Here is a 9,673-nt window from a genome sequence, read left to right as displayed (position 1 = left end):
CGGCAACTCTGCGGTGGCTGGCATAATGCTCAATATTCCTAATATCTTGACCCTGTTTCGGATCCTGCTGATCCCTGTCTTCGTCGTCCTCTTTTATCTGCCGTTTCAATGGTCCAATCTCTGGGCCGCCGGTATCTTCGTGCTGGCGGCGATCACCGACTGGTTTGATGGTTATCTGGCGCGCCGGCTCAACCAGACCACCGCCTTTGGTGCCTTCTTGGATCCCGTCGCCGACAAGATCATGGTCTGCTCTGCCTTGGTCGTGATTGTCGAGCAGTATCATAGCTTTATCGTCACCATTCCCGCGTTGATCATGATAGGTCGTGAAATTCTGATCTCGGCCTTGCGGGAGTGGATGGCGGAGCTCGGCAAGCGCTCTGCCGTGGCGGTAGGCTGGATGGGCAAGTGGAAGACCAGTATTCAGATGGTGGCCTTGGTGGGCCTCATCTGGCAGATGAATATCTGGATGGTCTGGCTCGCCTATTTGCTCCTGTATTTGGCTGTGGTGCTGACCCTCTCCTCCATGTGGCAGTACCTGCAGGCGGCGCGAGGTGATCTCCTGGGCCGGCACGACTAGGCGATCGCAAAAGCGCGCTAAGTCGTTCAAAAATAGAGCGAACGCAAGGCTGACGGCATCTGATGGGTTGACTCCCCCGGTCAGCTGGTTAGAATGCGTTTCGCTGACAACTATCGTCATGCGGGAATAGCTCAGTTGGTAGAGCACGACCTTGCCAAGGTCGGGGTCGCGAGTTCGAGTCTCGTTTCCCGCTCCAAATTCTAGGCGCGTTAACAAAGCGGTTATGTAGCGGATTGCAAATCCGCCTAGTCCGGTTCGACTCCGGAACGCGCCTCCATCTTTCCTAATGTTCCTTCGCGCCCGGTTGGTGAAATTGGTAGACACAAGGGATTTAAAATCCCTCGCTGGCAACGGCGTGCCGGTTCGACCCCGGCACCGGGCACCATACAAATCAAGCGCTTACGACGATTCACTTCTCTCGTTTCCCATTATGGGGAATATCGGGGGAATATCCTTGGGGAATATCCCGGCCTTTTTCTGGCTTCTTCCGCACTGCATCCACAGTCGCCACCCGCTTCACTGACCTGTCATAGACCGCCACCTGGCCCTCTGTTTTGTGGCCACTGATCGCCTGCTTGTCACGGCTTGTGCCATCGATGTCACTGATCGCCTTTGCCTTGAGATCGTGAAAGGTGAAGTCCAGGGGCCAGCCGGTTTGCTCTCTAGCCCGCAGCATCGTCTCTCGCCAGGCAGAGTTGAATCCGTTGTCCGTGTAGGGGTGACCGTCAGGCTTAACCACCACATAGGCCCCAAGCTGGTTCCTGCTCAAGTCTCTGGCCATGGCGATTGCCTCAAGCAGCCGTTCGGAGAACAGCTTGATCTGCTTGATGCCGGTTTTGCCCTGCTGGATGAAGATCCCGTCTTCAAGCACCTGGTCCCAACGCATGGTCAACACATCACCTTTCCGGGCCGCACAGAGGTAGCTGATCTCCATGGCAACCTTCACCGCCGGCTGGGCGGCCTGGTACACGGCCTGGTACTCGGGATCCGTGACATAGCGGGTGCGGGCCTGCTCCTTGAACTGCTTCACCCCCTTGCAGGGGTTGCCCTTCACCTTGCCACGCTCATAGCCCCAGCGGTATGCCCTGGAGAAAAAGGCCTTCTCTCGGTTGGCCTGCACCCGGCTTTTCAACCCTCGCTTGTCCATGTAGGCCCGAACGTGCCGTGGCTCCACGGCATCGGCCTGCATTGCGCCAAAGACCAATAGAACTGGTTTGCTGTTCTTGCGGTAGTCGGCCTGGGTGGTCTTGGACAGTTCAATGAAGTCTGCTGATGCAAAGAAGTCGCTGATCAGCTTGCTCACCTTGTACCCATGGGCGTCTTCGTTGATCAGCGCCTCGTATGCTTGCCACACCTCGGACTGCTTGGCTGTGGCCGCGCACAGCCGGATTGAACCGCCCCCAACAGGGCGGAAAACGAAGGATGGCCCCTTGATGTAGACCCGGGGCGGCATCCACTTATCGGTCTCTTTTGCTCTGGTCCTGGCCATTACCTCAGGGCCTCCAGGTTGAAATTGTCATCGGTGGGTGGCTTGGTTGCTGCAGTTCCTGCCAGCCAGTCCCGGGTTGTCCGGATATGGCCGTCACGCCGAACTGTGTAACGGATCCCCATCCTGTCCAAAACTTCACGCTGTTTCGTCGGACGGGTGTACCCGGTCAGCTCTTGGATCTCTTGTTCGCTGACAACAAGACTGGTCATTGGGAGACTCCATGATTTCAAGCAATCGGGCCCGGCCCGCTGCGTTGTAAACAAAGGTCTCGATCTGCTTTCCGTTGGGCGCCTTGCCTAGCCGCCATTCACCAAAGCCCGCCACCTTGAGCCCGTGCAGCGTTGCCAGCCTGCCAACGGCATGGGCGGTGATGCCCATTTCGCTGGCCAGCTCACTGGCGCTCCAGGTGGGTTCAGTTCGGGGGGCTTCGATGATGAGGCCGTGCTTGGCCAGCAGCCGGCCAACCTCTTCAAGTTTGGCTGCGGCGCTTAGGGTTTGGGAGTGGATGACGGCCAGCAGCTGCTCAAGCTCCTTGCGGTCCTGCTCATCCAGCAGATCGAGGGGGTTTTGTTGCATGGCTGATGGCCTCCTGTTTTGCACAGGATGGCATGGTCAGCCTGGTGGCGTAGTGCCGCTATTGAGATGATTGATATTCAATGAATGCACACGGGGTGCAGTAATTATCGGCGTCTGCTTTTGGAATAGTAATACCAGTCAGCGTTTCTGTTGCTGGGGCACCATATACCTCGACGCTTAGATGTCGGTCCTTCAGCCCCGGTGGAATTATTGTTGGAAAACCGCCAGTCATAGTAGGCGCCTTGCACCTTGGAAAATGCGAAGGCGAAAAAACGTCGCCATAGCGGTGTGTCTTTAACCACTTCACCAGTGATTTCTTTGATGATGACGGAGTCGTTTTTTAAGCCGCCAGTAAACTCGTCGATAATCGAGTAGGCCCGCTCTCCGAATGAAATGGCGGTGATCTCAACATCCATGGCAGCCCGAATGGCGGCCTTTATGGCCAGGACGACAGTTTGGTATCTGCCGTTCTCATCCATGGAAATGATGGCTGTGTCACCGGTTATGCTGACTGCATACATTCTGTTTGCCCCTTATGCACCACTCATCCATTGTCCACCATCACCCCTTCTCAGGAAAGACCCCATTGAGCACCCCCATGCGGTACTTGAGCCGTTGCCGGCTCAGACCGTAGAGCGATGCTTGGTGGGCGAATTTGTCGATGATGGGCTGGGTCAGGGTAGGGTACTGGCTGGGTTTTGCCCCAGCCGTGGCTGCCTGGCACTCGGCGTTGCACTGCCTGGCCAGAGTGGTTATGGCGTTGTCGGCGTCGTAGTGCATGCCCCACCGCCTGTTACATTGGCAATTGCCATACCGACTTCAGGCAACAGCTCATCCCAGCCGGCTAAGTCGCCATTCAGGTGCCAGCCGGCAATGCCTTGGCTGTTGTTGGCCACCGCCTGCACTGCCACAAGTGCCGCCAGCAGCTCGTCACGCTGCTCCTTCATGCGCTGCCGGCAGTTCACCAAGCTGGTGATCGCCACATCCAGGTCCGCCACCTCTGGGATGGTGGACAGCAGGTCGGCCCACTCGTGGTTTTTCAGCATGGCCGTCATGCCGGTGATGGCATTCAAGAGCTCGTCGCGCTGTCCAATCGGTACATCTTGACTACCAAGCACGTCACCGAGTTCATAGTCGCAGATACAGTCATAATCGCTACCTGGAGGCGCCGGGCGCTCTTTTACCTTTTTAGAGAGCTGTCTGATTTCACCCCAGCAAACCTGCTCCACCTCTTCAGGCCATCCATCCTCTGAAACCTCTCGATATTCATCTATGGTGTCACTCGCAAACTCGATGGCCGCTTGTTCTGTTTTGAATGTTTCAAACCCTGAGTCAGGGTCGAATGCGAAATATCTGTCAGTCATGCTGCCTTCTCCATCATGCGCTTTTCCGCAGCGGTGTACTCGGACCCAAGGATCTCGGTGCAGTTCTTCAGCTCCAAGCGGGTGGATAGGTAGAGTTCGCCATCGACAAAGAAGAGGCTTATGCCGGAAAATGCCAGCTCACCCCAACTGGTGCCGATGGCATCCCAAAGCGGATCTCGGTCAACCTTGTCGATGACCGGCCAGGCTTCCTCGTAGGCCCGTTGCAGCTCGGCAAGCTCGGCCTTCTTGGCGGCGAAGTCCTCCTGGCTCCACGCTGGCCGCTTCTTGAGTGAGCGGCGCGGCCAGCTTGTCCCTCCACACCGAGCAGGATATGTCCAAAGGACCGCATCAGCTCGCTGGTGATATTCAGTCAGGATCAGGCCGGAGAATCTGAACTGGCTTACCTCATTGCAGTAGCAAGGTTTGGCGTCAAACTTCTCCGCGAAGGCCAGCGCCTCGGCCTTCAGGGCTCGCACCTGGTCCATCATCTGCTCATAGATGGCGATAACGGCTGGGTTTGTCACCTTGTAGCTGTTCATGCTGCCTCCTGCTTCACTTTCCACCGACGGGCAATCCGCTTGAAGCGATTGCCGCCCACGTTGGATCCGGCACCTTTTCCGAAGATCCGGTTTTCCAGGTCGCGCTTTGAGTAGTCAACATCCATTACGGCATCAGAATCGAACCCATGGCGCACCAGCACCATAGGTGGCTTGCGTTTGTGCTTCTTGCTGATCATCTCCTTTGCCGCCATTTGCACAGCGGTGAGCCAGCTGTCAGCCTGATCACCCTGGCGCATGCGGCGGATATACAGGATCCCTTTTCTATAACGACTCATGCCGCCTCCTGCATATCCATGATGCCCAGGGTGTCCAGCGGCTTGGCGTCGTCCAGCAGGTAGTTGGCATAGTTGGCCAGCTCCGGCTTGTTGTAGATGGTGAGAAGCAAGCTGGCCGGTATTGCTTCCCGGTAGCCCAGCTCGTAGTTCTTGAGCGTGGTCGGTGGGATGCCCAGCATTTCGGCAAAGGCCGGGCGGGACTTGCCAAGGTGCTCGCGCAGGCGGCGAAACTTGGCCGCCAGAGGGGTGATCTGGTTCATGTGGTGTCTCCTGGTGTGGTGGTTATGCGTATTCGCGAAAGAGGTCGAATTGAAACTCTGATGGGATGACGCCTTTGAGCATGTTGTGCTCGTCATCGGAGATGGAGTGCTCCATAACGTAGGCCTGGATATCAGGCACGTTGAGCTGTAGCTGGAGACGATCCCACATCTCAGATCGCTGGATGATTTCATCCATGGCGGCCGGCTGGCCCTTGCTGAATTTGACTATCTTGTGGTGCAGATAGAACTTGATGGCTTCTTGCGGGTCGTACCCGGTGCAGTCGATAGCGATTGGGTGACTGATAAAGTGCTCAAGCCAAAGCAGCGCCTCGGTGCGGTCTATGTCCATCTCTTTGCCGGTATCAAACGCCATCACCTCTTTGGCCTGTCCAGATACCCGGTCAGTTATGACTGGCAGGATGGCGCCTGCGTGTCGCTGGGCATGCATGATCGCCGGGTCGGTGAGTCCGCCTATACCATGTGGTGGTTCGATACCCTGTGGCGGTTTAAACCAGCGACGCTTCGGCACGGTGACCTTATCCACCGGTGGGCGCATTGGCGGGTAGTGACGCCGTCCGCAGCAGTGAATGTCGTAGTATTCACTGAGCGCACTAAACGCATGCCTGGCATCCCGGTAGATGGACCAGATGAAGTCGATGGCCACCAACTGCCATGGCTGAACCAGCTGAAAACGGGGGAAGCCGTCATTGTGCTTGTCGGCCCAGGCACATTCGTCAGCATCAATCGTCAGCATGTAGCGCAGCAGCCGGCGGCGCGTCTCCAGGTTGAAGTAGTCTGGCTGCAGCACCACATGCCCCGTATCTGGATCGACTGAGCGGCCAAGCCACTCCCGAGTGGACATATCCCAACGGATGGTGAACAACCAGTCGCGCAGATCGGCGATTGGCTTGAGGTAACCGTACTGGTCGCGGTCATTCTCAATCATGGCCTGCAGTGACTTGTCTCGGTCACCGGTTGCCACACATGCCCAGCAACCGAACCGAGCGCCGCAGGCCGCACTGTTAAGCTGCTTATCTGCCATGCCGCTGACGCAGCCACCGTTGGCATCCTTGTAGAGCAGCACCAAGTCATCAAAGTGTCTGGTGAAGCTGGTGAGCAGGTGGTTACCAAGGCGCTGGTCGCATTTGCGAAAGAGAGTCCAGACGTCAACTTCGTCCCAGTCGGCGATGGGGACAGCGTAAAGGTCGCCATCAGGGTTGGTGAGAATTTTCCCTGCCTCGTCGCCACGCTCCATCATTCGCTGTTCGCGTTCTTCTGACTCGCTAAAGCGGGTGCCAACCAGACTGATGATCTTATTGGCCTCGGTGCCGGCCAGTGCCTTTTTCTGGCGGATGATGGGGTGGATCTTCCAGTCCTGTGAGCAGTCACGGCTCATGCCTGGATACCGTGGCAGCTTGCCGCGTCCCACCGTCACATAGAAGAATGAGGCCGTCATCGGCGGCTCGACCTTGATGTACTGGACCGGGATCTGATTCACAGCGCAGTAGCGCTCCAGTTCGCCGGCCATGGTCTCGAAGAACACTTCCAGGGCTGGATTTTCCACTGTGGTGTCGCTGGTGATGGCAAAGCACTGTGGCACAGTTATGCCCTGTTGCTTGGCTTGGCGGATGGCCTCCAGCGCCAGGATCAGCACGGCGGTACTGTCCTTTCCCCAGCTCAGCGAAATACACAGTGAATAACCATCACGAAGCCACTCGATAAGAGGCATCACAGCCTCATCGATTAGGTGTCTCATGGTGCCTCCGATTAAGGACTTAGGCTGCCGCTTCCTGACTTTGCGGCGTCCGCCAGGGGTCGTTGTCCTCAGCCATTGCGGCCAGTGGAAGTGGGCTGACGGAGTTGCCAACCATTTTTACTTGTTCAGCAATGGTGAAACGGCGTCCGTCGTGGCCATGGGCAATGATGTAGTCATCCGGGAACCCCTGTGCCCGATACAGCTCTCGTGGCGACAGCATGCGTAGGCCGATATCGACAATCACATAGGGCTGCCCCTGATAGATGACAGTTACCAGCGCCATCCGATCCTTTGTCGTGATCGTGTTGAGTGGCTTATCTGCTGCTGACCACTGCCCGCCATTGCTGTAGTACTGCATCAGAAATGCAGCGACGCGCAGGGCTCCGGCTTCGTGCTCTGGGGAGAGGCCGGTCAGTGATGCCTCAATAACGGCATGGTGTTGGCCGCCGGCGGTGATAACCGGCATGGGGCCGTCTACGCCACTGCAGTCCATGTTGTTGCGCAGGTGGGCCAGCATTGCCGTTACCAGCTGCTGTTGGCTCCCGGTGGTCGTGATGGTTGTCGCAGGCCTGGTGACCGGATGGGCAGGGGTGGCATTAAAGCCGCCATTGGCCTGGACCATAACCGGAGCGACCAACTGGCTCTTGCCGCCGCCACCTGCGGTAATCGTGCCCAGTGGAGCAGTGATCGAGTGGCCAATAGATGCCCCAAACTGCAGAGCGATTACCGGCGAACAAACAGCAAATGCCCCGCCTTTGGGATAGCCGGTGATAGTGCGGAGTGGTTCGGATGTTGGATTGACGCCAAGCCCTGACCAGTTCGCAAGCTCCACGATGAATGGCTCGGCGGTGCCCAGCACATAACGCTCGATACCGATAGCAATCCGCTTGAGCGTGGCATCGGCCAGGGGGCGCTTGACCCGAAACTCCCTGGCCTGCTCCTTGGTGAGGAATATGCTCGGGCAGGGGATTGACCAGTCGATAACATCGGCAACTGGTCGCCAGCGCTTCTGACCTTTTTTTGGTGCTTCATGGTACTGCGGAGGCCGCCATGTAATTGGGAGGCCATCATTGCGGGCGATCATGTAGAGCCGTTCGCGGGTTGTTGGTGCCCCAGCATTAGCCGCTGGTGAGACGCAGGTTTCTACCTGATAGCCCATGCTCTCCAGTGTGGACACAAAACGCCGCCAGGTTCTGCCCATGTAGCGAGGATCAGGGATCAGGAACTGCTGCTGTACCGGTACCCGCTCACCAGGCGCGGCCACTTGCTTTGTGATCTTGCCGTCATCCTCTACCAGCTTGATGACGCGCCCAGTTTCCTTATCACGCTTGGCGATGAGAGGCCCCCAGTGCATCATCTGGCGCACGTTTTCCATGCTGATCACCCTGGGGGACTTCTTGCCTGCCCAGCGAGCAACAATCCAGCCCAGATCGCGAATGGCCTTCTTCCGCGGCTGGCCGCCGGCAGCTTGGCTGTGATGGGTGCAATCAGGTGAGGCATGTAGCCACCATACCGGCCTGCCTTTGGTTGCCTCGATGGTGCAAACGCCACGGATATCGGTTTCCAGATGCTCAGCACCTGGGTGGTTGGCCTTATGCATGCTGATGGCAGCAGGGTTGTGGTTGATGCAGAGATCCACCGGGCGGCGCAGGCCCATTTCAAGGCCCGTGCTGGCTCCGCCGCCGCCACAGAATAGATCGACAACCATCGCCTCATCCCAATTCAGTCCATATTGGGTGTTGTGCCAATTGCGCGCCGTGGATCTCTTCTTCATGCCGCCCTCCGCTTGTTGTGCTTGCTGGCGTTGACCCGGCTGTGGCTGACCACGCCTTGGGTGATCAGCTGGCGATCCAGTCCCTGCAGCAACGCATCCAGCGGCACGATGGTCGCCTCGATTTCGTTGAGCCTCTCGGATAGGGCATCAGAGCGCAGTACCAGCTTGTCTCGGTCAAACATGGTTTCGTCGTTGAACAGTGAAACGAGGTGCTTCTTGACTGCGACCGGCAGTGCCTTGTGCTTGGCGGCGGCAGCGTCGCCGTTCGCGAGCGGGACTACGTCGCAGTGGTAGCCGGAGTTGGTTTCGACCCGGAAGTAGAACTGGTGAGCCCTGGAAACCTGTTGATCGGTATTCATGGGCTTGAAGCCGCTGGCCACGTTGCCCGGGCGCCGGTAGATGTGGAACTGCTCTCCGTTGTGCTCAATGGTCTGCTCGGTGGCCACGCCTTCGAAGATCATGGCGTTGCGGGTGAAGCGCATCATTTCGAGGCAACTGCGCACTGCTTCTGCGGTGGGGCCCAAGCGGGAGCGCAGGCGCTGGATAGTCTGATTGGCGGTCGCCAGCTGTGCGTCCTTCTTGGCCTGGGCATCAACATGGTTGGCTGCCTGGTTCTTCAGTCGCTTGACCTCGGCCCGCAGCTTGCCTGTCTCGTCGGCATCGCGCTTGTAGTTGTCCCGCTGGTTCTTCACCTGCTCATGCTCGGCCATGATGGCCCGCACCTTCTTTTCATCCTCAGCTCGGCCGGCCTGCAGGTTGCGCAGCTCTTTGGCCAGGCGCACTGCTTCGTCCTGGGCCTTCTGCAGCTCCTTATCGCGGCACTCCAGCACGTCGCAGATGGCGTTATAGTCATCCACTTGGTCATTGCTGGCTTCGGTTATCATCTGCATGTTGCTGACCAGCAGGGTCTGCAGGCTTTCGGCCTGCAGCTTGGTGGATCCGCTGGTGCTGGCGATGAGGACCTGGATTTGGGCGGTGAGGGTATTCAGGGCGAGCTGGGCCGCCGCCCCGGGTTCGAGACGTTGTTCTTCGGTCATGGGGT

Annotated in this window: 13 protein-coding genes and 3 tRNA genes; 4 read left to right on the top strand and 12 right to left on the bottom strand. The window is 57.9% G+C overall.

The window, feature by feature from the left end:
• Positions 1–25: 25 nt before the first annotated feature.
• The 4 genes from pgsA to ABD847_RS02190 all read left to right on the top strand — a co-directional run bounded on the left by pgsA (position 26) and on the right by ABD847_RS02190 (position 962).
• A complete protein-coding gene (pgsA, locus tag ABD847_RS02205; RefSeq protein WP_345009599.1) occupies positions 26–577 on the top strand; it encodes a CDP-diacylglycerol--glycerol-3-phosphate 3-phosphatidyltransferase in 552 nt (183 codons plus the stop codon).
• 120 nt (positions 578–697) lie between these two features.
• Positions 698–773, top strand: a tRNA-Gly gene (locus tag ABD847_RS02200).
• 7 nt (positions 774–780) lie between these two features.
• A tRNA-Cys gene (locus tag ABD847_RS02195) sits at positions 781–854 on the top strand.
• Between the two features lie 21 nt (positions 855–875).
• Positions 876–962 (top strand) — tRNA-Leu (locus ABD847_RS02190).
• A gap of 24 nt (positions 963–986) precedes the next feature.
• On the opposite strand, the gene ABD847_RS02185 is transcribed toward ABD847_RS02190, so the two are convergent.
• The 12 genes from ABD847_RS02185 to ABD847_RS02135 all read right to left on the bottom strand — a co-directional run bounded on the left by ABD847_RS02185 (position 987) and on the right by ABD847_RS02135 (position 9,668).
• Entirely contained in the window at positions 987–2,030 is a 1,044-nt protein-coding gene (locus tag ABD847_RS02185) for a tyrosine-type recombinase/integrase (protein ID WP_345009597.1), read from the bottom strand.
• A 35-nt stretch (positions 2,031–2,065) separates the two neighbouring features.
• The gene (locus ABD847_RS16830) at positions 2,066–2,275 is read right to left on the bottom strand and encodes a DUF4224 domain-containing protein (RefSeq protein ID WP_425568357.1); all 210 of its coding nucleotides are present in this window, start codon (positions 2,273–2,275) and stop codon (positions 2,066–2,068) included.
• On the bottom strand, positions 2,202–2,642 hold the full coding sequence (locus tag ABD847_RS02180) for a hypothetical protein (RefSeq protein ID WP_345009595.1): 441 nt from the start codon (positions 2,640–2,642) through the stop codon (positions 2,202–2,204). The genes ABD847_RS16830 and ABD847_RS02180 overlap by 74 nt, the downstream gene beginning before the upstream one ends.
• 104 nt (positions 2,643–2,746) lie before the next feature.
• On the bottom strand, positions 2,747–3,163 hold the full coding sequence (locus tag ABD847_RS02175; RefSeq protein WP_345009593.1) for a hypothetical protein: 417 nt from the start codon (positions 3,161–3,163) through the stop codon (positions 2,747–2,749).
• 40 nt (positions 3,164–3,203) lie between these two features.
• On the bottom strand, positions 3,204–3,422 hold the full coding sequence (locus ABD847_RS02170) for a hypothetical protein (RefSeq protein WP_345009591.1): 219 nt from the start codon (positions 3,420–3,422) through the stop codon (positions 3,204–3,206).
• Positions 3,395–4,006, bottom strand: coding sequence for a hypothetical protein (locus ABD847_RS02165; protein ID WP_345009588.1), 612 nt, complete (start codon positions 4,004–4,006; stop codon positions 3,395–3,397). Before ABD847_RS02165 ends, ABD847_RS02170 begins: the two co-directional genes overlap by 28 nt.
• Positions 4,003–4,545 carry a hypothetical protein gene (locus tag ABD847_RS02160; protein WP_345009586.1) on the bottom strand — a complete coding sequence of 181 codons (543 nt, stop codon included), beginning with the start codon at positions 4,543–4,545 and terminating at the stop codon, positions 4,003–4,005. Before ABD847_RS02160 ends, ABD847_RS02165 begins: the two co-directional genes overlap by 4 nt.
• Positions 4,542–4,841, bottom strand: a complete 300-nt coding sequence (locus tag ABD847_RS02155) for a hypothetical protein (protein WP_345009584.1) — start codon at positions 4,839–4,841, stop codon at positions 4,542–4,544. The genes ABD847_RS02160 and ABD847_RS02155 overlap by 4 nt, the downstream gene beginning before the upstream one ends.
• A complete protein-coding gene (locus tag ABD847_RS02150) occupies positions 4,838–5,101 on the bottom strand; it encodes a helix-turn-helix domain-containing protein (RefSeq protein ID WP_345009582.1) in 264 nt (87 codons plus the stop codon). Before ABD847_RS02150 ends, ABD847_RS02155 begins: the two co-directional genes overlap by 4 nt.
• Before the next feature lie 22 nt (positions 5,102–5,123).
• The gene (locus ABD847_RS02145) at positions 5,124–6,857 is read right to left on the bottom strand and encodes a phosphoadenosine phosphosulfate reductase domain-containing protein (protein WP_345009580.1); all 1,734 of its coding nucleotides are present in this window, start codon (positions 6,855–6,857) and stop codon (positions 5,124–5,126) included.
• A 19-nt stretch (positions 6,858–6,876) separates the two neighbouring features.
• Positions 6,877–8,631, bottom strand: coding sequence for a DNA cytosine methyltransferase (locus tag ABD847_RS02140; protein ID WP_345009578.1), 1,755 nt, complete (start codon positions 8,629–8,631; stop codon positions 6,877–6,879).
• Positions 8,628–9,668 carry a coiled-coil domain-containing protein gene (locus ABD847_RS02135; protein WP_345009576.1) on the bottom strand — a complete coding sequence of 347 codons (1,041 nt, stop codon included), beginning with the start codon at positions 9,666–9,668 and terminating at the stop codon, positions 8,628–8,630. The genes ABD847_RS02140 and ABD847_RS02135 overlap by 4 nt, the downstream gene beginning before the upstream one ends.
• Between the last annotated feature and the right edge of the window lie 5 nt (positions 9,669–9,673).

Origin of the sequence: Pseudaeromonas paramecii (assembly GCF_039540575.1) — a bacterium.
GTDB classification, from domain to species: domain Bacteria; phylum Pseudomonadota; class Gammaproteobacteria; order Enterobacterales; family Aeromonadaceae; genus Pseudaeromonas; species Pseudaeromonas paramecii.
The sequence above is the reverse complement of the archived record's forward strand: the minus strand, read 5'-3'. Positions and strand labels throughout refer to the sequence as shown.

Bases quoted from the DNA above. Each gene is read 5' to 3' on its own strand.
- pgsA (WP_345009599.1), top strand. From the start codon at position 26: ATGCTCAATATTCCTAATATCTTGACCCTGTTTCGGATCCTGCTGATC.
- ABD847_RS02185 (WP_345009597.1), bottom strand. From the start codon at position 2,030: ATGCCGCCCCGGGTCTACATCAAGGGGCCATCCTTCGTTTTCCGCCCT.
- ABD847_RS16830 (WP_425568357.1), bottom strand. From the start codon at position 2,275: ATGACCAGTCTTGTTGTCAGCGAACAAGAGATCCAAGAGCTGACCGGG.
- ABD847_RS02180 (WP_345009595.1), bottom strand. From the start codon at position 2,642: ATGCAACAAAACCCCCTCGATCTGCTGGATGAGCAGGACCGCAAGGAG.
- ABD847_RS02175 (WP_345009593.1), bottom strand. From the start codon at position 3,163: ATGTATGCAGTCAGCATAACCGGTGACACAGCCATCATTTCCATGGAT.
- ABD847_RS02170 (WP_345009591.1), bottom strand. From the start codon at position 3,422: ATGCACTACGACGCCGACAACGCCATAACCACTCTGGCCAGGCAGTGC.
- ABD847_RS02165 (WP_345009588.1), bottom strand. From the start codon at position 4,006: ATGACTGACAGATATTTCGCATTCGACCCTGACTCAGGGTTTGAAACA.
- ABD847_RS02160 (WP_345009586.1), bottom strand. From the start codon at position 4,545: ATGAACAGCTACAAGGTGACAAACCCAGCCGTTATCGCCATCTATGAG.
- ABD847_RS02155 (WP_345009584.1), bottom strand. From the start codon at position 4,841: ATGAGTCGTTATAGAAAAGGGATCCTGTATATCCGCCGCATGCGCCAG.
- ABD847_RS02150 (WP_345009582.1), bottom strand. From the start codon at position 5,101: ATGAACCAGATCACCCCTCTGGCGGCCAAGTTTCGCCGCCTGCGCGAG.
- ABD847_RS02145 (WP_345009580.1), bottom strand. From the start codon at position 6,857: ATGAGACACCTAATCGATGAGGCTGTGATGCCTCTTATCGAGTGGCTT.
- ABD847_RS02140 (WP_345009578.1), bottom strand. From the start codon at position 8,631: ATGAAGAAGAGATCCACGGCGCGCAATTGGCACAACACCCAATATGGA.
- ABD847_RS02135 (WP_345009576.1), bottom strand. From the start codon at position 9,668: ATGACCGAAGAACAACGTCTCGAACCCGGGGCGGCGGCCCAGCTCGCC.